The organism is Streptomyces sp. NPDC051364, from assembly GCF_040682115.1.
Taxonomy (GTDB): Bacteria; Actinomycetota; Actinomycetes; order Streptomycetales; family Streptomycetaceae; genus Streptomyces.
In genome coordinates this window covers 13,497-33,386 of record NZ_JBFBAH010000035.1, presented here as the reverse complement: position 1 = coordinate 33,386, position 19,890 = coordinate 13,497, and the positions used below count along the sequence as shown (strand labels likewise).

Annotated in this window: 22 protein-coding genes and 7 pseudogenes; 16 read left to right on the top strand and 13 right to left on the bottom strand. The window is 70.2% G+C overall.

Translation table 11 applies throughout. The features are described 5' to 3' along the window. Nucleotides 1–218: 218 nt before the first annotated feature. Nucleotides 219–631 (bottom strand): annotated as a pseudogene (locus tag AB0M76_RS37395) (SRPBCC family protein). 290 nt (nt 632–921) lie between these two features. Here AB0M76_RS37395 and AB0M76_RS37390 point away from each other — a divergent pair. After that, nucleotides 922–2,154 carry a cytochrome P450 gene (locus tag AB0M76_RS37390; RefSeq protein ID WP_365957190.1) on the top strand — a complete coding sequence of 411 codons (1,233 nt, stop codon included), beginning with the start codon at nt 922–924 and terminating at the stop codon, nt 2,152–2,154. A 59-nt stretch (nt 2,155–2,213) separates the two neighbouring features. On the opposite strand, the gene AB0M76_RS37385 is transcribed toward AB0M76_RS37390, so the two are convergent. The 8 genes and pseudogenes from AB0M76_RS37385 to AB0M76_RS37350 all read right to left on the bottom strand — a co-directional run bounded on the left by AB0M76_RS37385 (nt 2,214) and on the right by AB0M76_RS37350 (nt 8,762). Further along, nucleotides 2,214–2,711 (bottom strand): PP2C family protein-serine/threonine phosphatase, encoded by a 498-nt coding sequence (locus AB0M76_RS37385; protein WP_365957189.1) that lies wholly within the window; start codon nt 2,709–2,711, stop codon nt 2,214–2,216. Then, complete coding sequence (locus AB0M76_RS37380; protein WP_365957188.1) at nt 2,645–3,682, bottom strand: hypothetical protein; 1,038 nt, start codon at nt 3,680–3,682, stop codon at nt 2,645–2,647. The genes AB0M76_RS37385 and AB0M76_RS37380 overlap by 67 nt, the downstream gene beginning before the upstream one ends. Before the next feature lie 914 nt (nt 3,683–4,596). After that, nucleotides 4,597–4,734: a hypothetical protein gene (locus AB0M76_RS37375; protein ID WP_365957226.1), complete on the bottom strand. Its 138-nt coding sequence runs from the start codon at nt 4,732–4,734 to the stop codon at nt 4,597–4,599. A 148-nt stretch (nt 4,735–4,882) separates the two neighbouring features. Next, nucleotides 4,883–5,206 (bottom strand): annotated as a pseudogene (locus AB0M76_RS37370) (glutathione-dependent formaldehyde dehydrogenase); the annotation flags it as partial. Between the two features lie 294 nt (nt 5,207–5,500). After that, nucleotides 5,501–6,547 carry a YihY/virulence factor BrkB family protein gene (locus AB0M76_RS37365; protein ID WP_365957187.1) on the bottom strand — a complete coding sequence of 349 codons (1,047 nt, stop codon included), beginning with the start codon at nt 6,545–6,547 and terminating at the stop codon, nt 5,501–5,503. A 146-nt stretch (nt 6,548–6,693) separates the two neighbouring features. Beyond that, nucleotides 6,694–7,974: a peptide ligase PGM1-related protein gene (locus AB0M76_RS37360; protein ID WP_365957186.1), complete on the bottom strand. Its 1,281-nt coding sequence runs from the start codon at nt 7,972–7,974 to the stop codon at nt 6,694–6,696. Nucleotides 7,975–8,062: 88 nt separating this feature from the next. Next, the gene (locus AB0M76_RS37355; protein ID WP_365957225.1) at nt 8,063–8,308 is read right to left on the bottom strand and encodes a hypothetical protein; all 246 of its coding nucleotides are present in this window, start codon (nt 8,306–8,308) and stop codon (nt 8,063–8,065) included. 220 nt (nt 8,309–8,528) lie between these two features. After that, the gene (locus AB0M76_RS37350; protein ID WP_365957185.1) at nt 8,529–8,762 is read right to left on the bottom strand and encodes a hypothetical protein; all 234 of its coding nucleotides are present in this window, start codon (nt 8,760–8,762) and stop codon (nt 8,529–8,531) included. A gap of 322 nt (nt 8,763–9,084) precedes the next feature. Here AB0M76_RS37350 and AB0M76_RS37345 point away from each other — a divergent pair, with 322 nt between their 5' ends. From AB0M76_RS37345 to AB0M76_RS37310, 8 genes and pseudogenes are all read left to right on the top strand, one after another. Next, nucleotides 9,085–10,161 (top strand): mechanosensitive ion channel domain-containing protein, encoded by a 1,077-nt coding sequence (locus AB0M76_RS37345; RefSeq protein ID WP_365957184.1) that lies wholly within the window; start codon nt 9,085–9,087, stop codon nt 10,159–10,161. A gap of 106 nt (nt 10,162–10,267) precedes the next feature. Further along, a pseudogene (locus AB0M76_RS37340) lies at nt 10,268–11,651 on the top strand (FMN-binding glutamate synthase family protein). Between the two features lie 23 nt (nt 11,652–11,674). Then, a complete protein-coding gene (locus AB0M76_RS37335; RefSeq protein WP_365957228.1) occupies nt 11,675–11,854 on the top strand; it encodes a hypothetical protein in 180 nt (59 codons plus the stop codon). Beyond that, nucleotides 11,767–12,048, top strand: a pseudogene (locus tag AB0M76_RS37330) (thiamine pyrophosphate-dependent enzyme); the annotation flags it as partial. The gene AB0M76_RS37335 and the pseudogene AB0M76_RS37330, both read left to right, overlap by 88 nt. A gap of 147 nt (nt 12,049–12,195) precedes the next feature. Then, the gene (locus AB0M76_RS37325) at nt 12,196–12,357 is read left to right on the top strand and encodes a hydrophobic protein (protein WP_365957183.1); all 162 of its coding nucleotides are present in this window, start codon (nt 12,196–12,198) and stop codon (nt 12,355–12,357) included. Nucleotides 12,358–12,473: 116 nt separating this feature from the next. Further along, a complete protein-coding gene (locus tag AB0M76_RS37320) occupies nt 12,474–12,830 on the top strand; it encodes a PRC-barrel domain-containing protein (RefSeq protein WP_365957182.1) in 357 nt (118 codons plus the stop codon). A 404-nt stretch (nt 12,831–13,234) separates the two neighbouring features. Beyond that, a pseudogene (locus AB0M76_RS37315) lies at nt 13,235–13,366 on the top strand (flavoprotein); the annotation flags it as partial. A gap of 417 nt (nt 13,367–13,783) precedes the next feature. Next, nucleotides 13,784–13,969 (top strand): hypothetical protein, encoded by a 186-nt coding sequence (locus tag AB0M76_RS37310; protein ID WP_365957181.1) that lies wholly within the window; start codon nt 13,784–13,786, stop codon nt 13,967–13,969. 368 nt (nt 13,970–14,337) lie between these two features. On the opposite strand, the gene AB0M76_RS37305 is transcribed toward AB0M76_RS37310, so the two are convergent. Continuing rightward, nucleotides 14,338–14,508: a hypothetical protein gene (locus AB0M76_RS37305; RefSeq protein WP_365957180.1), complete on the bottom strand. Its 171-nt coding sequence runs from the start codon at nt 14,506–14,508 to the stop codon at nt 14,338–14,340. Between the two features lie 440 nt (nt 14,509–14,948). Between AB0M76_RS37305 and AB0M76_RS37300 the strand changes: the two are divergent. Next, a pseudogene (locus AB0M76_RS37300) lies at nt 14,949–15,140 on the top strand (hypothetical protein); the annotation flags it as partial. A 141-nt stretch (nt 15,141–15,281) separates the two neighbouring features. Here AB0M76_RS37300 and AB0M76_RS37295 read toward each other — a convergent pair. Then, nucleotides 15,282–15,587, bottom strand: a pseudogene (locus AB0M76_RS37295) (STAS domain-containing protein); the annotation flags it as partial. A gap of 233 nt (nt 15,588–15,820) precedes the next feature. On the opposite strand from AB0M76_RS37295, the gene AB0M76_RS37290 reads away from it, so the two are divergent. From AB0M76_RS37290 to AB0M76_RS37270, 5 genes are all read left to right on the top strand, one after another. Continuing rightward, the gene (locus AB0M76_RS37290) at nt 15,821–16,096 is read left to right on the top strand and encodes an isoamylase early set domain-containing protein (protein ID WP_365957179.1); all 276 of its coding nucleotides are present in this window, start codon (nt 15,821–15,823) and stop codon (nt 16,094–16,096) included. Between the two features lie 441 nt (nt 16,097–16,537). Continuing rightward, complete coding sequence (locus tag AB0M76_RS37285; protein WP_365957178.1) at nt 16,538–16,990, top strand: phosphatase PAP2 family protein; 453 nt, start codon at nt 16,538–16,540, stop codon at nt 16,988–16,990. A 123-nt stretch (nt 16,991–17,113) separates the two neighbouring features. After that, nucleotides 17,114–17,590, top strand: coding sequence for a hemerythrin domain-containing protein (locus tag AB0M76_RS37280; protein WP_365957177.1), 477 nt, complete (start codon nt 17,114–17,116; stop codon nt 17,588–17,590). A 71-nt stretch (nt 17,591–17,661) separates the two neighbouring features. Then, nucleotides 17,662–18,027, top strand: a complete 366-nt coding sequence (locus AB0M76_RS37275; protein ID WP_365957176.1) for a hypothetical protein — start codon at nt 17,662–17,664, stop codon at nt 18,025–18,027. Nucleotides 18,028–18,109: 82 nt separating this feature from the next. Further along, entirely contained in the window at nt 18,110–18,811 is a 702-nt protein-coding gene (locus AB0M76_RS37270) for a DUF6766 family protein (RefSeq protein ID WP_365957175.1), read from the top strand. Nucleotides 18,812–18,824: 13 nt separating this feature from the next. Here the strand turns inward: AB0M76_RS37270 and AB0M76_RS37265 are convergent, their stop codons facing one another. Continuing rightward, nucleotides 18,825–18,950 (bottom strand): hypothetical protein, encoded by a 126-nt coding sequence (locus AB0M76_RS37265; protein ID WP_365957174.1) that lies wholly within the window; start codon nt 18,948–18,950, stop codon nt 18,825–18,827. Nucleotides 18,951–19,300: 350 nt separating this feature from the next. On the opposite strand from AB0M76_RS37265, the gene AB0M76_RS37260 reads away from it, so the two are divergent. Further along, nucleotides 19,301–19,522, top strand: coding sequence for a hypothetical protein (locus tag AB0M76_RS37260; RefSeq protein WP_365957173.1), 222 nt, complete (start codon nt 19,301–19,303; stop codon nt 19,520–19,522). Nucleotides 19,523–19,713: 191 nt separating this feature from the next. On the opposite strand, the gene AB0M76_RS37255 is transcribed toward AB0M76_RS37260, so the two are convergent. Continuing rightward, a complete protein-coding gene (locus AB0M76_RS37255) occupies nt 19,714–19,875 on the bottom strand; it encodes a hydrophobic protein (RefSeq protein ID WP_365957172.1) in 162 nt (53 codons plus the stop codon). Between the last annotated feature and the right edge of the window lie 15 nt (nt 19,876–19,890).

The window sequence follows — 19,890 nt, the reverse complement described above, 5'->3', positions numbered from 1 at the left end:
CCGTCGGGACCCAGAGTGACGATCGCGACGGGTCCCAGGAACTGCCAGGGCGGTACAGGGCTTCCGGCTTCCCCCCGCTGGGGGCGGCAGTCCTGGAGCGAGTCCGAAGACCCGAGTCAGAACACGGCGCGCACCGTGGACATGTCAGGGCGCAACGCCAACACCACACCGAGGCACCGACTGCACGCCGCGCCACGCAGCGGCTGCGCCTCCGCAGGTCAGCCCGCCGCGCCGTCGACGCGTAGGCGCACCTGCTGCTCCAGTCGCTCAAGGCTGCGGTCGAGGGCTTCGTTCACGGCCTGTTCTCCGGGGTCGTTCTCCTCGGCGAAGAACGAGAGGTGTGCGGTGACCTCGGTGGACCACCGTCAAGACCGGCCACCTGGAGCCAGCCAGTGTAGCCGCCGCCCTCCCTGGTGCCCCATTCGAGCCGCATCTGATCCTTCCGTGCGCGCAGTACGGCAGCCTTGTCATCCGCCGCACCGTCCTCGTGCACGGTCACGGCCGGCAACTCCTGCGCATGCACGTGCAGTCCGCCGGGGAGCCACTGACCCATCTGGTCGACGTTGCCGGCCTGGTCGAAGACGTGCTCGGGGAGGGCGGGCATCGTGCGGGATCGCTCGTATTCGGTCATCGGATCTTCACGCCTCTCGTCCGCACCGACTTGTTCGCCACCAGCGCCTGCCCAGCCTGACGGAGATCACGCGGACCGGGGCGGGCCGGGCGGCGGCCACCGATCGCGGCGCGGCCCGAGCCCGACCACGCCCGCGACGAGCGGAACGGGACTGATCAGCTCCACTGGGGGTAGCCGCCCTCTCTCCGCGGCTGAGGGGCCCTCCCGCGTGAGGGTGAAGGGCCGGGGCGAGCCGGGTGGCGACAGGCCGAGGGGCGTGTGCGGGACAACCAACCGGGTACGCGAGTTTCATGTTCTCTTTCAGTGACAGCACGCTCAGTCTCCTGACCCGCGGCTACGCCTGGCTGCCCGACCGGATGCGCACCGCTTCGGACGGCACCTTCAGGACTCGCCTGCTGGGCAGGCCGACGATCGCCCTGCAGGGCCCGGAAGCCGCCGCCTTCTTCTACGACGAACGCCACGTCCTACGCACCGCGGCCCTCCCGGATCCCGTCCTCGACACCCTGTTCGGACAGGGCGCCGTCCACACCCTGGACGGTGAGGCCCACCGGGTCCGCAAGGCGATGTTCATCGCCCTCCTCAAGGACGAGAAGGGCATCGCCACGCTCGGCGGCCACGTCAGCCGGCGGTGGCGCGAAGCGGTGGCCGGATGGCAGCGGGGCCGGGTGGTGCTCTTCGACGAGACCGCCAGGGTCCTCGCCCTGGCCGTGGGTGACTGGGCGGGACTCCCGCTGTCCGACGCGGAGGCCTCCCAGATGGCACGCGACTGCACGGCCATGGTCGACGGGTTCGCCACTCCCTGGCCCCGGCACCTGCGCGCACGCCGCGCCCGGGCCCGCCAGGAGAAGGCCCTCGCCGCGCTGGTCACTCGAGTCCGCGGCACCCAGGAGGCCGACACCAAGGCTTCCGCCCTGGAGACGGTGGCCTGGCACCGCGACGTGGACGGCGCCCTCCTGGACCCGCACACCGCAGCGGTGGAACTGCTGAACATCATCCGGCCCACGATCGCCATCGCCTGGTTCGCCGCGTTCGTCGCCCACGCCCTGCACCGGTGGCCCCACCACCGTGAACTCCTGCGTTCGGATCCCGAGGGGACCTACGCCGAAGCGTTCGCCCACGAGGTGCGCCGCTTCTACCCCTTCGCCCCCTTCGTCGGCGGCCTCGCCACCCGCGACCTGACCTGGCGGGGCGAAGACGTCCGCAAGGACACCCTGATCCTGCTCGACCTCTACGGGCAGAACCACGACCCGGCCCTGTGGGACCACCCCTACCGCTTCGACCCGCACCGCTTCACCAGCCCGAACGGCGCGGACGACCCGCTCGCCAACCTGATCCCCCAGGGCGGCGGCGACGCCGCCCGCGGCCACCGCTGCCCCGGCGAAGACATCACCGTGACGGCCCTGTCGGCAATCACCGCCGAACTCGCACAGCTCGACTACGACGTCCCCGACCAGGACCTCACCATCCCCCTGACCCGCGTCCCCACCGCGCCCCGCAGCGGCTTCGTACTGATCCGGTCGTGAAAGGTCTCGCTGCCGGCGAGGTTGAAGCCGGCCGTGCTCGCCTGCCCGGGTCTGCGCTGTCACTCCAAACGCAGAACGACGAGGCAGGTGTCGTCCTCGTGGTCCTCGACCGCGTAGCGGCTCATGATGCGATCGAGAGCCTCCTGGGCGGCGAGCCCGCCGCAGGTTTCGAATGCGGCCGGCAGGGCGTCGATGCCGTCCGTGATGTCCTCGCCCCGTCGCTCGACCATGCCGTCCGTGTACAGGAGCAACAGGTCGTGGGGCCGGAGCTGCACGTCCGCCGTGGCGTATGCGTGGCCCGGCATCAGCCCGAAGAGGGGTCCCCGGTGCTCGGTGCCGAGGACCGACGCCTGTCCGTCCCGCAGGAGGAGCGGCGCCGGGTGGCCCGCACACGCCCAGCGCAGCGTGCGCTCCGCGTCGATGTGCCCGATGATCCCCGTCGCGGTCTCCGCGCTGGGATCGGCGCACAACAGCTCGTTGAGCCAGGTCGTCAACTGGCCCGCGTCGGTGCCTGGGGCGTGCGCGAGGCCGGCGAGTGCGTGGCGCTGCTGGGCCATGCGGGCGACGGCGCCGAGGCCGTGTCCCGATGCATCACCGATGGCCGCCAGGACGCGCCGCGCCCGTCGGGCAGTCGGCGGCACTTGTACCAGTCGCCGCCGATCGCCTCGGATTCGGAGGGCAGGTACGCCGCCGCGACGGCGAGCCCGATCTCGGCGAGCGCCGTGGAATGCGTGGGCAGAAGTGCCTCACGGAGCACCGAAGCCACACGGCGTTCCGCGGCCGCCTCCTCCGCGAGCTGTTCCGTGCGCAGCCGGGTGACCGCCAGTTTCTGGCGGCTGCGCACTTGCGCACTCAGATCCCGGGCGATGAGGTGCAGGGCCCAGGGCAGCCCGTCCCTGGCGATGACGGAGTGCCCCACCAGGTGCAGGGTGAGTACTTCTCCCCTCACGCTGAAGCGAATCTCCGCACCCGGCGGCTCCTCCCCGTCCAGCAGCCCGGTGAGCAGCTTGCCGAAGCGCCACACGTCCTCCAGCAGAACGGCGTCGCACAGCTCTGCCAGTGAGAGGGTCCGCCCGGCCTCCATTCGGAAGATGGAGGCCATACCCTCCGACCAAGTGGCTTTGCCGGACAACAGGTCCCACGTCCCCCACCCCATGGAGGCGATGTACTGCGCGTCGAGTGAGAGCAGCTCCGTCCGGTTGCGGGCGGGCCGCCAGGTGACGAGCACGTGGCCCCCGCAGGACGCGGCGTCGTAGAGCAACTGTGTGCGGTGCAGCCCGTCCGCTCGCTGCTCCGTGTAGTCCACGGCGTACGACTCCAGGGCGTGCCCTCGGTCGAGGACCTCGGACAGGGCGTCGATCAGTCCTCCGGCCGCCGCGCCGGGCTGGACCTCGAGGAGCCTGCGGCCGGTACAGGCGGCGGAGCTCTCCAGCCACTCGGCCGCGCGGACGTGGTTCCCGGCCCGCACGGTGAAATCCACCGTTCGGCCCTCGCCGTCCCGTACCGGCACGAGAACGGCCGCAGACACCGGAATGGCGGGAAGGGTCGCGCAGACACAAGCCCACGGGTCGTCCCCGTCTCGCGCGGCTCCACACGCGTGCGTCCGGTCCTCGTCCCCTCCGCAGGGGCAGGCCACGGCGGAGGGGGAGGGGCCTTAGAGACCGGCGCGTCGTCGCTCCGAACGCCCGCACGGCGAGTGGCGGCAGCACGCAGCCCATCCACCTCACGCGCGATCAATCGCTTGAGCGTCTCGGGGTCCCGCGGGGTCAAGGGCATCGTCGGTCCTGGGCCTCTTCAGCACCGAACCAGCGCAACGGCGGAGCGGGAGAGGATTGAGTCAGCGAGCGCCCCTGGTCGAGCAGGTCGACGGTGTCGGACTTCCCCAGGCCGTCGTCCATCCGGCTGGGCCTCCGAAGGCTCTTCCCCGGGCTGGTGCTGGCAGACGTCATCGCCGCCGCATCGGACTCACTCATGAGCACGTGCCCTCCTCCTCGGACCGATCCCCTCGGGGGCTGGTTCGGGGCTCCCTGGGTGCCCTCCCCATCAGCGGATCACACCGGCCGGAGCGCCGCGAGCCCGATCGGGTTGTTCGCAAGGGGGACGGGCAGGGCGCGCGGGCGTTTGGGGGACGGCTGACGGGTGGGACGGGGATCGACCCGGGTCTTGTCCGCCATGTCCTGAAGGGACCTGCCGCACGCGCTGCGCGCGGGGCGTCGTACGGCACCGGGAGGCGGACTCGCTGGGTGGGAACGGCGCCGCCCCCTCGCCTGGGAGGGCGTGCCTCCCGCCCCCGGCGGCCGACGTCGCCTCGGCGTTCTGCGAGACGGCTGAACAGACCTTCCGGGCGGGCGGCGGCATGTGGGTGCACCCTCGGCTATGCCGGCGTGGCCGCCCCGACGGGTACCGGTCCCATGCATGCCCGGACCTCCCCGGCCGCCCGCGTCATGGCCTTGTCGTCCGTGACGTCCGCCTCCCAGTATGAGGCGGGTGGCGCAGCGTGCCGGCGACCTCCGCCAGAAGCGGCGCTTCCAGCCCCAACAGCGCGACGCTCGCCCCGTACCGGTCGCATTCTCTGGCCATGGCCGCGCCGAGTCCCCGCGCAGCGCCGGTCACCAGGACGGTCCGGCCGCGCAGTGGTCGGCGTTGATGTCCCATGAGGCCCTCCTCGCGCGAGTGCCACGCCGGCCCCGGGGCTGCGCCGCCGAACCCGCGAAGGCCGGATAGGGAGTCAGGGCTTAAAGAGGACCTTGACCGCGCCATCCCGCTTCTTCTGGAACATTTCGTACGCTGCCGGCGCGTCCGCCAAGGCCATGCGGTGCGTGGCGAAGCCCTCGACGCCCAGGGGGTCCGTGTTGGTGAGGAGCGGGAGGAGGTCGTCCACCCAGCGCCAGACGTTGGCCTGGCCCATGCGCAGCTGTATCTGCTTGTCGAACATGGTCAGCAACGGCAAGGGGTCGGCCGTTCCTCCGTAGACGCCCGACAGGGAGATGGTGCCGCCCCGCCGGACGAGGTCGATCGCCAGGTAGAGCGCGGAGAGGCAGTCCACCCCGGCGCGTACCGCGCAGAACGCGATGAGCGGACCTTCGCCCCAGCCGGGCTTCGCCGGCGGTGCGGCCCCCGCGCGGGGAGGTGGTGCTCGCTTCGGTAGGCGGCGTCCGGCCGGGCGGCACACCACCACCGCGGTCGAGCCCGGGAAGACAGTGCGGGTCGGGGCGGAGTGCCGGAGGGGCGTCGCAAGCCGCCACCACCAGGGAAGCCGACCGCGCCGCAAGGGTTTGGAGCGCTCAGCGCCGGGGGTGAACCGGTCATCCGCCCGATGTATCCCCCTGAGCCCCAGGCGCACGTTCTACTGTTTCATTCGGCGGCGGTCCCCGTCGCTCCAGGCACGGGTGTCCCGGGGTTCGGCGTAAGGCTCCTCGTCCTCGGGCATTCCTCCCGCCACCGCCCGCTGGCGGACCATCTCCGCGTCAAACTCCAGGCCGAGGAGAATGGCGAGGTTGGTGATCCACAGCCACACCAGGAAGACGATCACACCGGCGAGGGTGCCGTACGTCTTGTTGTAGCCGCCGAAGTTCGCCACGTAGAACGCGAACCCGGCCGAGGCGATCATCCAGATCAGCAGGGCCAGGAAACTGCCGGGGGTGACCCACTTGAATCCGCGGCCCTTGGCGTTCGGAGAGGCCCAATAGAGAAGCGCGATCATCATCGTGACCAGCAGGACCAGGACCGGCCACTTCGCGATGGACCACACCGTCAGGGCGGTGTCGCCGATGCCCAGCGCAGAACCAGCTTCCCGCGCCACACCGCCGGTGAAGACCACGATCAGTGCGCCGGCGCACGCGAGGACCATCAGCGTGACGGTCAGAGCCAGGCGCAGCGGCAGTACCTTCCAGACCGGACGGCCCTCGGGCATGTCGTAGACGGCGTTGGCCGTGCGGATGAACGCGGCGATGTAGCCGGAGGCGGACCAGACGGCGACGAGCAGGCCGACGATGGCGACCATCGACCCGACGCCGGCGTTGCCCTGGAGTTGCTGCACCGCGTTGGTGACCACGTCACGGGCGGAGCCGGGTGTCAGTTTCTGCAGGTTGTCCAGGACCTCCTTGGTAGTGGACTGCCCCGCGATGCCCAGCAGGGACACCAGCACCAGCAGGGCCGGGAACAGCGCCAGCACTCCGTAGTAGGTCAGCCCTGCCGCCCGGTCGGCGAGCTCATCGTCCTTGAACTCCTTCATGGTGCCGCGTAGCACGGCCTTCCAGGACCGATTCGGCAGCTCAGTGGGCTGATCGGGGGCCCGTTCCTCCACCTGCGGACCGGGTCCCGCTCCGCTCTCGCGGTCGGCGTCCTTACGCTCGTGTTCCCCGTCGGGGGCTGACTTCGGTGTGCCTGTCATACGCTGCGGCTTTCCACCTGGGCGCCAGTCATGTCAGCTGCGGCCGTCGGGAAACAGAGCCCGGCCCGGTCAAGCCGCTGGAGGAAGGATGACCATGGCCGTCACTGCCAACAGCTCGAACAGGCAGTTCTGCAGCCTGGTCGGGGTCAGCGGTCCTCGAATGCGAGGACTGCGGCCAACGCAGCTTCCTGTCCCTCCACGTCCCCGGCGTTCCTGCCGATCACCGCGTACCGCCAGGAACGGCCGTCGAGCGGCGCGTCCGCGTAGAGGACCACGCCCTCGCCGCGTTCCAGATCGAACGCGAGGCGCGACGCACGCAGCCGGGCAAGGGCTCCGGCGAAGTCCCACGGGCGGTGCGCCCAGCCTTTCGAGACCGACCACGCCGGCTGGCGGTTGGTCGATCCCGCGGTAAGCCGGGTGACCATGGTGTGGGGTGTGGTGGTTGCGGTACGCCGGATGTTGCTCTCACTCGCGTACGCGACGCCGTCCACGTCCACCAACGCGTCGAGGCCGAACGGCCCCGCGTAACCGTGGTCGCCCAGGTGGCGGCCCAGCGCCTCCCCCCACTCCGCCAGCTCGCCGGCCACGTGGACGCAGGAGGACGGCAGCGGGGAGGCGTACCCGGTGAAGGAGCCCTGCGCCGTACGCATCGCACCGCTGAACAGCGCGCGTGTCCCGGAGGTGGTGACCTCCCGCTGGACGCTGACCGATTCGGCCACGTCGAGACACTCCTCCACCACCCACATGCCCTCGGGCCCTCCGACCGCATCGAGCGCCAGGACGGCCCCGCCCCGCAGGTCTTCGCGGGACACGAAGCGCAACCCGTGCCCTCCCGCCGACCGGTCGGGCTTCACCACGACGCGCTCGTAGTCCCGCAGGAGCTCGCGAGACACCCCTTCCGCCTCCGACCGCCGGCACATCCGCCCCGCCGGCAGCCGCATACCCAGCCGTTCGGCCGTCCCGCGGAACCCGGTCTTCGTGTTGAGCAGCATGGTCGTCTTCAGGGCGCCCTCGGCAGCCTCGACAGTGGGGTACGGATGAACTGCGAGGCCTATGTGCCGGGCGAAGGCGATCGCCGACGCGTCCAGTGCCGTCGGCAGCAGCGCCGCGCCCCGGTCGCCGGCGAGGGCCCGTACGTGCTCGGCGAGTCCGGCCTCGTACACCGCCCGCGCCAGCGGCACGGCTCCGGCGGGCGGTACCTCGACGACCGCCACCGTGTGCGGGGGCACCCCCGTCAGGTCGTACACGTACCGCAGGAACTCCGGGCTGAGGGGCACGGGAGTGACCAGCACGTCACCGGGCCGAAGCAGCCACGCCTTCCGCGGCGCCTGCTGTGCCCACTGTGTCAGGACCTGCCCCTCGTTGAGGTCGACCGCCAAGTCCGAGAGGAAGTTCGCGAACACGACCATTGGGCCCGTCCCGGTCATCGCTGCTCCTCTGCTCGCCTGTCGACGGCGCCCTCCCCGGCCAGCGACGGAAGGACCCGGATGAATGACACGGCTCCGGCCCTGCTGGTCAGGCGGACAGGTGGTCAGCGGGGCGGCCATGGACCCAGCCTCTGCCGCACCCACCACGTCGGCACGCCCCGGCATCCGAACGGGTGACCGTCCACCGGCACCAAACGCCCCTCGGGGGCACCGACTGACGGCTGCCGGGCCGATCAGTGGGAGGCGAGTACCGAGTCGTCGAGAGGACCCGTACCGGCAGGTGGTGACGGGCGGCGATCAGGGCCGCGTGCACGTCCGCCGTGCCGGTGGCCACGCACAGGACTCGCTCCACGTCCTCGATCTGTGCACAGGCGAGTCGTCCTCCGCTGCGTCGAGTACGGACAGAGCCCAGTAACGGTCGACGAGGCCGGGGAGCACGGCCGGGTGAACCATCAGCATCGGTGGTTGCCTTTCGCCAACCTTACATTGCCTGTTCGGCAAGGGGCCTCATCCCACGCTGGCGTGGATATCCGCCAAGACGTCTTATCGATCTTTCAGACGTCGACCGTCAAGACGAAGCCGCTGCCGCGAGGCAGGCAGCCGGAGCCATTCGCCTCGGTCTGGGCGAAGGCCGGGCGCACGGGGGACAGGCCCCATCCGGCGAACGCCACGCCGATCAGCACCACCACCGCCGCGACCACGGGCAGGACCGGCATCCGCGTGCCGGCCGCCGCGGTGGCCTTGCCGAAGACGGCCAGCCCGCTGATGGCTGTCCCGGTAAGTCCCACGGCGGGCACAAGGTCGCGCCGGAGAGGTGTGCGGTGCCGCCGGATCCCGCTCCTGCTTTCCCTCAGTGCCATGGGTCAGTGCCTGCGGCCCCGTCCGCGGGCCGCCCACCCGTGGCCGATGCCGGCGACGTGCAGCGGCCGGATCATGAGCCGCTGCTCCGGCCGGAGGCCTCCCCGCAGGAGCGCAGGAGTTCCTGATGCGGCCCCGTGGCGGTCCCCCGCGGCACCCCGCGCGACACAACTGTCCTCGCCCTCCTGTGTCAGGTCCCTCCCACGGGGCAGTGGCGTGAACGTCCATGTCACCTACATCCGTTGAGGAGATATGAACAGCGCTCTTCGTGTGCTGACCGTCCTGGGCGGCTCGATCCTGCTCACCCTCGCGGCAGGTTGGGCCGTCGACCTGCTGCTGCGCCGAGCAGACGCACGCCACCCCGAAACGCCCCTGTGGAACCTGCTGCGCCGCTGCCGCCGCGCCCTGCTGATCGTGCTGCTCGCCGCGCTGCTCCGGGGGGCCTACCGGCAGATCGCCTGGCCGCCGCTGCAGGACCACGCGGCCGCCGTGGGCCGGCTCCTCTCGCTCACCCTGATCGGCGCGGGGGCCTGGCTGATGGTGGCCGTGGCCTCCGCCGCCGTCGAGTCGGGGTACGCCCGCTATGCCACCGCTACCCGCGACCCGGCCCGGCTGCGCCGCGTCCGCACCCAGGTGACCCTGATCATGCGGGTGGTGACGGTCCTCGTGGCCGTCGTCGCGATCGCCGCGATGCTCGTCACCTTCCCGAGCTTCCGCGCACTCGGCACCTCCGTGCTCGCTTCCGCCGGGATCATCGGGATCGTGGCCGGCATCGCCGCCCAGTCCACCCTCGGAAACCTCTTCGCGGGTTTCCAGATCGCCTTCGGCGACATGGTGCGCATCGGCGACACGGTCGTCGTCGCGGGTGAGTGGGGGGTGGTCGAGGACATCACCCTCACCTTCCTCGCCGTACGCACCTGGGACGAACGCCGCATCACCATGCCCGTCTCCTACTTCACCAACCGCCCGTTCGAGAACTGGTCGCGCGGCGGCGTCCAGATGACCGGCACCGTGTTCCTCCACTGCGACCACCGCGCGCCCGTGGACCTCATGCGCGACAAGGCCGAAGAGATCCTGCACACCTGCAAGCAGTGGGACGGCCGCGGCTGGGACCTCGCCGTCACCGAGACGACGCCCTCCACCATCGTGGTGCGAGTCATCGTCACGGCCAAGGACGCCGACGATCTGTGGACGGTGCGCTGCGCCGTACGGGAGCAGCTGATCGCCTGGCTCGCGCAGAAGCACCCGGAAGCCCTGCCGCGCATCCTGCTGGACCCGGAACCGGGAGCGGGCGCCGCCGCCATGGGTCGCCGTACAACGCAGCCATAAGCAACCGTCACCTCGCGGAAGCCCAGGCGAACGGTGACCCGACGGCCGCCGGTACCTCCGGGTTGGTTGACGCGCGGTCGTCGGGGCACAAGCGGGGCGTGATGAAGTGCTCACCCTGATCCTGCCCGGCGCGGCGGCGGTCGCCGCAGTCGCCGCCGTTCTCGTCTCGCCCTGGTGGTGGGCCGTGGCCGGCCGTTGCTGCTGCTCGTCCTGGTGGCCTCGTACGACCTCCTGCAACGACGGCATTCCATCCTGCGGAACTACCCCCTGCTCGGGCATCTCCGGTTCGCCCTGGAGGCGCTGCGGCCGGAGATCCAGCAGTACTTCATAGAGCCGAACACCGACCGCCGCCCCTTCGACCGCGACGCCTGCAGCATCGCTTACGATCGGGCCAAGGGCACCGACGCCGAAGAGCCGTCCGGTACCGAACTCGACCTTCACCGACCCGGTAGCGAATACCTCACCCCGTCCATGGCCCCGCGCCTGGTACGGACCGACCCGCCCCGGGTCCGGGTCGGCGGACCCGACTGCACCAAGCCGTACGACATGGCCCTGCTCAACATCTCGGCGATGAGCTTCGGCTCCCTGTCCGCCAGCGCCCTCCTCGCCCTCAACACCGGTGCGCAGTCGGGCGGTTTCGCCCACGACACCGGCGAGGGCGGCCTGTCCGAGTACCACCTGCGTCCCGGCGGGGACCTCGTGTGGGAGATCGGCACCGGATACTTCGGGTGCCGCACCGACGACGGAGGCCTCGACGAGCGGCAGTTCGCCGAGAAGGCGGCGCACCCACAGGTCAAGGGCGTGTCGCTGAAAATCAGTCAGGGCGCCAAGCCCGGCATCGGCGGCGTCCTTCCCGGCGCCAAGGTGAACGGGGAGATTGCCCGGGTGTGCGGTGTTCAGCAGGGAGAGACCGTCATCTCCCCCGTGTACTCCACCCCGCGCGAGCTGGTGGGCTTCCTGGCCCGCATGCGCGAGCTCGCCAGCGGCACGCCCGTCCCGTCCACAATGCCCTCGTCGGCTCCGGGCTGCGCGACCGCATCCGGATCGGAGCCTCCGGCAAGGTCGCCACCGGCAGCGACCTCGTCAAACGCCGCGCCCAGGGCGCGGACTACACCAACTCGGCCCGCGCCATGATGTTCGCGACGGGCTGCATCCAGGCCCAGCGCTGCCACACCAACACCTGTCCCGTCGGGGTCGCCACGCAGGACGAGCGGCGCGACCGCGCCTTGGACGTCGGCGACAAGGCGCAGCGCGTTCGGCGCTACCAGGAGGCGACGGTCAAGAGTGCGCTCCAGATCATGGCAGCCATGGGCGTCGACGACCCACGCGGCCTGCGCCCCCACATGCTGCTCCAGCGGGTGGGGGCTCACACCGTCCGCTCGTATGCCGAACTCCACGTCTGGCTCGCCCGCGGACAACTGCTCGCATCGCCGCCCGAAAGCTGGGCAGCCGACTGGTACGCGGCCGACCCCGACCGCTTCACCCGCTGAACCGGCAAACGAAGGGCACGCCTGTGGCACGCACCGTCGCCTACGTCATCGTCGACGCCCTCGAGGAACTGGGCGTCCAGCAGGAGCGGCTGGCCGATCCCGCCCGCGAGCACCGCTGGAACAGGAGCAGGCCGGTCTGCCCGAGTTCGGCACGGAACTCGACAATCCCGACTTCGCCGCGGTCGCCACGGCCCTCGGCCTGACCGGCATCCGGGTCACCGACCCGGCAGATCTCCACGAGGGCGTACGCCGGGCCTACGAGACGCCGGGAACGGTCCTGCTGGACGTCCTCACCAACCCGGATGAAGTGGCCGTGCCCGGCAAGCCGACCGTGGCCCAGGGCTGGGGCTTCGCCGTGGCGAAGGCCAAGGAGCTCCTGCCGGGCCGTGAGGGCTGACGGCCACCTCACAAGGCGGACGCCGCGAAGATCGCGGCCGACTTGCCGTAATGAGACCATCGGCCTTTTCACGTAGCGTAGTTGAAGGAAATTGGTCCGTGCAGAACGGGGAATTCGGGGCATACGCAGTTCAGGAGGTTGATAGCCATGGTTCCCCTGATACTCGTTCTTCTACTGGTCCTGGTCCTCTTCGGTCTGGGTTTCGCAGTGAAGATTCTCTGGTGGGTCGCGATCGCCGTTCTGTTCGTCTGGCTGCTCGGCTTCGTCGCCCGCCCCAAGGCCGGCAGCGGCCGCTGGTACCGGTGGTAGCGGTTGCAGTGGAGTTCGGCCGGAGATGAGAATTCCGCCGCGCATGACGTACGGAAAGAGAAAGGACGGAGAAACTTCCCTCGCCGTCCTTGAGTTCACCGGAGGAGTTGTTTCGCGTGACTGAGCATGTGTGGAGTTACAAGTCGACGTCGGGCCACCTGGCCGGTACCGACCTCACCGGCTACAAGGTCGAGGCGGTCGACGGCAGCATCGGCAAGGTCGACAAGCACTCCGACGAGGTCGGTGACGCCTACCTGGTCGTGGACACCGGTGTATGGATCTTCGGCAAGGAGGTGCTCCTGCCGGCCGGCACCGTGATCTCGATCGACCCGGATCAGCGGACGATCTACGCGGACCGCACGAAGGAGCAGATCAAGGACTCCCCGGAGTTCCACGGGGACAAGCGCCTCGGCGACGCGGGCTACCGCGAGCAGCTGGGCATGTACTACGGCGTCGGCGGCCCGTTCGCCTGACCGGCCACGAACGAGAAGGGGCCCGGACTCGACGAGTCCGGGCCCTTTCCCGTGCCCGGCATCCGGCATCCGGCAGCGAGGTGAGGTGAGGTGAGGTGATGCGGGAACGGCCGCCACGCCTTGCCGTCCATGCGGCCTGCCGCAGTTTGCCTGGGTTGCTGGTTGAGCTCCGACGGCCTGCCGGTAGGCCGCGTGCCCGCCCGGCGCACCGGTGAGTGCGACGGCTGACAGTCAGCGCGCGTCACCGAGGGCTACCAAGCTTCCCGGATCGCCCAGGACGTGCACCGCCCAGGACCTGGGCCGCCCCGAGGTCCGCGACCTGGTCGCCGACATGGCCGCGTGGGACCGACGTCGTACACTGCCAGAGCTTCACCACAGCAGTTGCCGATGGGGGGAGTGCCCGCGTGACTGAGCTGCAGCCGTCGAAGCCTTTTCTGGACGTCGTCCTCTGCGCTGCCGGGATCGCCGGCGATGTCGGCAAGCTGCTCACCGCAGCGCAGGAACAGTGCCGGGAAGTCGGTGTGGTGGCCACATTGTAGTGTCTTCCCTTCCTTGAGGTGGATCCTCGGAAGTGGACACCGGGTTTCATGCGATGAGTGACAGCGTATGTGATGTGGTAGTTGTTGTTCGAATTCGGTTGGTGTGAGGTAACCAAGGGCGGAGTGGCGGTATGCAGTCCGGACAGCGGGGCGGCGGGCTGCCACCTGCGTGCCGCGTGCGGCGTTCACTCGTTCAGCCCAACGACGTGATCCACTTCCGCCAACGGCATTGGGCCGGACGAGGACATGGCTGCCGCCATCTCCCCATGGAGAGCTTGGTCAGGGCTGCGCTCACCGGGGTTGCGTCCTTCCACACGCGCTGGAAGACCGCCCTGAACGCCTTCGGCATCACCTTCGACGGCCGACTCTCCATAGCCCGCCAGTAGCCCCAACCACTCCAGCTGCACCGTTCGTTTGACCCTGCCGGGGCGGGCCGTCGTCCAGGTCCTCCCCGAGGGGGCCGAGCACCGCACCGGGATCTGGATCGAGAACACCAAGGCCCGCCGTGACCCGCTCGACCGGGCGCAGCTCGCCGCGCTCGCCGCGCTCGCCGGGCTCGCCGGGCTCGGCGGGCTCGGCGTGGACTGGGCGCGATGTTGACCTGGGGGCGACCCCGGCCCTCAGTGGGCGTAAGTCCCGAAAGACTTCGAGACATGGCTCTGCGACCTGACGAGTTTTACGACCACGCGCTCGCCGCTGCGGATGGTGAGCGTCGGCTCCCGCTCGCGCGCATGACAGGGTGGGATATCAGCCCGTTCGAACCAGACGGGTTGCGCGTCGCGCCGCTGCGCCCCCCGGTTCTGCCCGAGCCCCCGCGACACAGCGAGGACCCGTCGAGCTGCGAGTCGTGCCGTCACCGAGACGAGGGGATCTGGCTCAACGACAGTTGGCGGCTTACCCGGATCACTGGAGTTGGTGTGCCGCTGGTGCTCATGCTGCATCCTCGTGACCACTATGACATGGCTGACCTACGCGATGAGCTGGCAGCCGAGCTGGGGGTTCTGTCCACTCACGTCGTCCGCCACGTGCAGGCCCTGCCACACATTTCGCGAGCCCACGTCTACCGCATCGGGGATGGGGGCGCACACCTGCACATCTGGTTCTTCGCCCGGCCCGAGGGACAGACCCAGCTGGGTCATGGATGCCCGTCTGGGACGATCTACTGCCGGAGTACCCGGCGGATGTTGCAGAGGCGGATGCGGCGATCGTGGCAGATGCCCTGGTCGCCTCCATCGGGGGTCGTCGCTCGTCTGCCAGCGAATCGCCGCACGACTGATCCATCAACGTCTCCCGAGATCCAGTACGGCGGCGAGGCCGTCCGCGAGGTCATCGAGGCCGTAGCGCTGCGGCATCACACCCGGTCTGGATAAGCCGGACGATGCGTACAGCCGCCACGTCGGCCAAGGGAAGCAGTGCCACGGTCTGGGGCCGGATATGGGGCGTCACCTCGATCCCGCAGCGGGCCGTTCTCGACAACCGGATCCGAGTGCTCACCCCCGTAGTCATCACCCAAGCGCGGCCAGAACCAACCGCGGCGCTCAGCCACACCAGCTACCGCTGACCGGGCGAGCCACTCGCCCTGCCTCGGCTGCGGACGCTGTTCACCTACCTGCGCGGCGAACTCGGCCGGGCCGAACGGGCGCTGAGCGCCGCGGAGGAGGCCGAGGCCCACGCCGCGCGCCGGCTTCCGCTGCCCGCCCCGCCCGCGTGGCTGATCGAGCACGGAATCGGCGCGGACCGGCTGCCGGTCCACGTCCACGCCGGGGACTGCTGGGACGCACGAAAACGCTGCACAGCCACGAGTGCCGACGAGGCGCGGCGGCGTTGGCCGAAGCGGTTGGAGCGTGTCACCAGCTCCCTGACGTGGGAGTTGCTGACCGAGTTGCCCGCCTGCCCGCACGGCGCCGGTGATCTCCAACAGGCGCATGAACTGCTCCCTGGGCGCGGCGAGGTAGAAGTTCTGGCCGCTTTCGGCGACGACGGCGCGCGCGGCCAGGAGGGCGTTGAGGCCCGAGGAGTCACAGAAGGACAGGTACTGCAGATCGACCACGACATCGTGAGGGAGCTGTTCGACGGACAGGGCCGCGAGGAGTACCTGGCGGAAGTCCTCGGCGCGGCCGATGTCCATCTCACCGTGCGGCCGCACCACCGTCGTACTGGCGTGGATCTCGACGTCGACGTCGATGTCCTTGCTGTCGTTGCTGCCGTCGTCGCGCACGCGCCGTCTCCTCTCGCCGGTCCCGGCCACCGTAGGGCTGGCGGCTGGCGGCAGGCGGCACAACACCGGCCGGCATCGGCCGATGTCCGGCGACCGGCGACCGGCCGAGCGGCGACCGACCGAGTGAGAGCCCCATGCCCTGCGGGCGTGTACAGCACCCGTCGCCAGCCGTCAGCCGCCAGCACAAAGATGCGGGAATCCGTCACCCCTTCCTTCCGGCTGGAGTCCCTCCCTTGCTCGAACGCAAGCAGTTGAAGAACCGCACCCAGGTCACGTTCGTCCTGCCCGAGGACACCCCGCCCGAAGCCGGCAGCGTGGTCGGAGACTTCAACCACTGGAACCCCGCGGCCTACCCCCTCGCCTCCCGCGGCGACGGCACGCGCGCAGCCACCGTCGCCCTCCCCGCCCACAGCACCCACGCCTTCCGCTACCTCGCCGCAGGCGACTACTGGTTCGCCGACGACGCCGCCGACCACCACGACGGCACCAACAGCCACCTCCACACCTGACCGCCCCCACCCACAAGCGATCAAAGCCGCTGCCCAGTGGCTTTGACCGCGGGGCTGGCTATCGGTGGATCATCGCGCGGCGTCCCAGTCAATCCGGATCAGCAGGGAGCTTGGCCCAGCCTTCGGCCGCGGCCATGAAGAGCAGGGTTCGAACCGGAAGCGGGGGCGGAGAGGGCGTATATCTGGTCCGCCACGCCCGCGGCGTGATGGTGGCCGCCTGAACTCCGGTTTCGCGTGCAGACCGCGGCATTGCGGGTGGGACACACGGGGCGCCGTATACAGAGGATCGCAAGGGACAGGCGCACGGCATGAGCCGACGTCCCGGCCGCGATCACAGCCGACCCGTGCCAGACCAAACAGGCAACCGCGCGGCGACTTCTCGGCCTCGATCGTTTCCTCACGCGTGTGGTGTCCTCGTGGGGAAGGAGCGGGGCGCAGAAGGTGCTGCCCGTGGTCGAGGAGGCGGCGGAGCACACCAAGCTGTGGCTGGCGGCCGCCGTACTGATGGCCGGGGCGGGCGGCCCCCGTGGGCGGCGTGCCGCGGTGGCGGGCCTGGCGGGGATGTGGACGGGCCAGGCCATCGGCGGCGCGGCGAAGCATCTGTGGGACCGGCGGCGCCCTCCGAAGCAGCTTGTGCCGCACGACCGGATCGGCGAACCGCCGGACACCTCTTCCTTTCCCTCAGGGCACACGGTTGCCGCCGTCGCCTTCACCGTCTCCGTCGCGGCCGTCTGGCCCGCGGCCGGTTCTGCGTGCGCGGTCTTGACGGCCGCGGTCGCCCTCGATCGGGTCCACGTCGGAGCCCGCTACCCAGCGATGTGGCAGCCGGAGCCGCCATCGCAGTGGCCTGCCCCGCCCCGGCGGCCCGACCCCTCGGTGGAGGGGCGTGGGTAGCCGGGAAGAGTGACGCGCCGCCGCAGTACGAGACGTAGCCCGCCGGAGGGGGAAGGCCCTCAGCCGGGCCCGCCGTCGGCCGGCTGGCCATCGCCGCTTGCCGCTGTACCGGAGGAGACGCTGTTGGACGCCATTGTGCTGCTGAGGGAAGACCACAAGACCGTCGAGGAGCTCTTCAAGCAGTTCGAGAAGACCGGTGACGAGGATGCCGCGGAGCGCCGCCGGATCGCGGACGAGGTGATCGAGGAGCTCACCGTCCATGCCTGGATCGAGGAGCAGTACTTCTACCCTGCCGCCCGCGAGGCCGCGCCGGACACCGAGGACCACGTCCTGGAGAGCATCGAGGAACATCACACGGTGATCTGGATGCTCTCCGAGCTCAAGGGCATGGATCCGGCGGACGAGCGGTTCAAGGCCAAGATGAGCGTGCTGATGGAGCAGGTACGCCACCACTTCGAGGAGGAGGAGACGGACTGGTTCCCCGACGTGCGCAAGGCCATGGGACGCAACCGCCTCCTCGACCTGGGCGCGCAGCTCGAAGAGGCCAAGCAGCAGGCTCCCCGCGACCCGCTGAAGGTCCCCAGCGCGGCATCGAAATGATCACTTTGACGCCATGCCGGGTCGTCAGGCCGTCGCGCGGACGCGGGTGGGGACAGGCCCTGGCGGCGGCCGTGGCAGTGCTGGCCGTCTGCGGGTGCGGGGGGCCGGGACCCCGCGAGGAGAGGGCCGAGTCCGCGGCGCGGGCCTTCGAGACCGCGTTGGGCGCGTCCCGGTACGGGCAGGCCTGCGCGCTTCTGGCACCGCAGACCCGCCAGGAGGTGGCCCAGGAGGAGGAATGCGGCCGCGCTCTGGCCGAGGAGGCACTGCCCGCGGCCCGCGGGAAGGCGGTGGCGGAGGTGTACGGGCGGCAGGCGATGGTACGGCTGAGGGGGGACACGCTGTTCCTGTCCCAGTTCGGCAGTGGCTGGAAGGTCGTCGCGGCCGGCTGCACAGCGCGCGCCGATCAGCCGTACGACTGCCAGGTCAAGGGGAGCTGAGGATGCGCGGACTGTTCATCGGATGCCTGGTCGTCATCCTTGTCGGGCTGGGCTACTTCACCACGATCGGGCTGCTGCAACGATGACCACGAGCACACAGCGGACCGGCGCGCGCAGGTTCTGGCGGGACAACAGCCTCACCCTGGCCTTCGGCGGCGCCTTCCTGGTCGTCCTGGCCTGCCAGGCCGTCGCGGGGCGGGCGGAGTTCAACCAGCAGCTCGTCACGGCCGGTCTGGAGCAGGTCTCCTTCCCGGAATATCTGACCTCGTCCGACTTCGCGGTCGACGTCACCGAGAACTGGCAGTCGGAGTTCCTGCAGTTCTTCCTCTACATCTTCGGCACCGTATGGCTGCTCCAGCGCGGCTCCCCCGAGTCGAAGGAGCTGCACAAAGCCGGCCCTGAGAGCGAACGTGAGCAGCGCATGGGCGAGCACGCCCGCGCGGACTCGCCCCGCTGGGCCGGGACCGGAGGCTGGCGCCAGGTGGCGTACTCGCGCTCGCTCGGCATGGTGATGGCGCTGCTGTTCCTGCTGTCCTGGCTGGCCCAGTCCGTCGCCGGCACCGCCGCCTACAACGCCGAGCAGCTACGGGATCTTTCCGAGCCCGTCAGCTGGGCCGCGTACCTGGTCTCGGCGGACTTCTGGAACCGGACCCTGCAGAACTGGCAGTCGGAGCTCCTGGCGGTGGCCGCCATGGCCATCCTCTCCGTCTACCTCCGCCAGCGCGGCTCTCCCGAGTCCAAGCCCGTGGGCGCCGCGCACACCGCCACCGGCGTCGAAGGCTAGCGCGGGTGCCCACTCAGCGACCGCGTGTGCGCCGCCAGCAGTACGCCAGTCCGTGCAGCCGGAGACCGCCCGTACGCTCGGCGGCGCGTACGTGGTTGTCGTTGACGTGGACGAACAGCACGTCCGCCGCCGTGATCATGTACGCGCGCAGCGAGAACTGCCCCCGCCACAGCCCGCCGGGACCGGTCAGGCACTTCGCTCACAGGGGCCGCCAGGGGCGGGACCGCAGATCGGGTCACGCTGACGCCGCAGACTCGAACTGCGAGGTGTGACCCGAACCAGAGACGGTGGGTACGGGGCGTCTGCCAGCCGCTGACGGCTGTCACGCCCGTTCCGTCGTGAGGACCCGCGACCCGGCTCTGCCTGATGCCATCAGGTTGCGGCGGCCCGACTACGCCATGGGTGGCATATGTCGGCAATAGGTGGGTAGCAGGTTAAGTCGTGCAGCCAGCGCGAGGTGCCTCCGAGGGTGCAGTAAAGGGGGGACTGATGGCGCAGTCCAAAGTTCCCGACTATGTCACCGGCCGGCATGGCCCTCATTGGACGCACGCGCTGCGGCGTGCTCAGGCGGCCGGGGCCGTGATCGTCACGGACGACACGGGCGAGGCCGTGGTTTATGCGCGGGTGACCAGTGGTCCCGGCAGGTTCAGGCCATGGACGACCGCCGACGGTCGTCGCTACGACAGCCACGATGTCCATCCCGAGTGGTAGCCGCCCGCCACCCTCCGTTTTCTCCGGCGCGGCCAGGCCGGGGGCCGCGACAGCGCCCCCGCGTGGCCGGAACTGCGGACCCGCGACGCGTTCGCCGCGGCCATCGGCACGGGAGCGTGGCGTTGGGCGCGCCCCCGACCGGGGGTGCGCCAACGCCACGCGCTACGTGAACTAGGCCGGCACCCGTTTCCCTACCAGCGGTACCAGCGTCCGCTACCGCTCTTGGGGCGGGCGACGAAGCCGATCAGCCAGAGCACCAGTACGGCGATTGCGATCCACCAGAGGATCTTCACCGCGAAGCCCGCACCGAAGAGAACCAGGATCAGCAGAAGAACGAGAAGCAGGGGAATCATGATTATCAACCTCCG

Bases quoted from the DNA above. Each gene is read 5' to 3' on its own strand.
- AB0M76_RS37390 (WP_365957190.1), top strand. From the start codon at position 922: ATGTTCTCTTTCAGTGACAGCACGCTCAGTCTCCTGACCCGCGGCTAC.
- AB0M76_RS37385 (WP_365957189.1), bottom strand. From the start codon at position 2,711: ATGGCCCAGCAGCGCCACGCACTCGCCGGCCTCGCGCACGCCCCAGGC.
- AB0M76_RS37375 (WP_365957226.1), bottom strand. From the start codon at position 4,734: ATGGCCAGAGAATGCGACCGGTACGGGGCGAGCGTCGCGCTGTTGGGG.
- AB0M76_RS37365 (WP_365957187.1), bottom strand. From the start codon at position 6,547: ATGACAGGCACACCGAAGTCAGCCCCCGACGGGGAACACGAGCGTAAG.
- AB0M76_RS37360 (WP_365957186.1), bottom strand. From the start codon at position 7,974: ATGACCGGGACGGGCCCAATGGTCGTGTTCGCGAACTTCCTCTCGGAC.
- AB0M76_RS37345 (WP_365957184.1), top strand. From the start codon at position 9,085: ATGAACAGCGCTCTTCGTGTGCTGACCGTCCTGGGCGGCTCGATCCTG.
- AB0M76_RS37325 (WP_365957183.1), top strand. From the start codon at position 12,196: ATGGTTCCCCTGATACTCGTTCTTCTACTGGTCCTGGTCCTCTTCGGT.
- AB0M76_RS37305 (WP_365957180.1), bottom strand. From the start codon at position 14,508: ATGACCCAGCTGGGTCTGTCCCTCGGGCCGGGCGAAGAACCAGATGTG.
- AB0M76_RS37270 (WP_365957175.1), top strand. From the start codon at position 18,110: ATGACCACGAGCACACAGCGGACCGGCGCGCGCAGGTTCTGGCGGGAC.
- AB0M76_RS37265 (WP_365957174.1), bottom strand. From the start codon at position 18,950: ATGATCACGGCGGCGGACGTGCTGTTCGTCCACGTCAACGACAACCAC.
- AB0M76_RS37260 (WP_365957173.1), top strand. From the start codon at position 19,301: ATGGCGCAGTCCAAAGTTCCCGACTATGTCACCGGCCGGCATGGCCCT.
- AB0M76_RS37255 (WP_365957172.1), bottom strand. From the start codon at position 19,875: ATGATTCCCCTGCTTCTCGTTCTTCTGCTGATCCTGGTTCTCTTCGGT.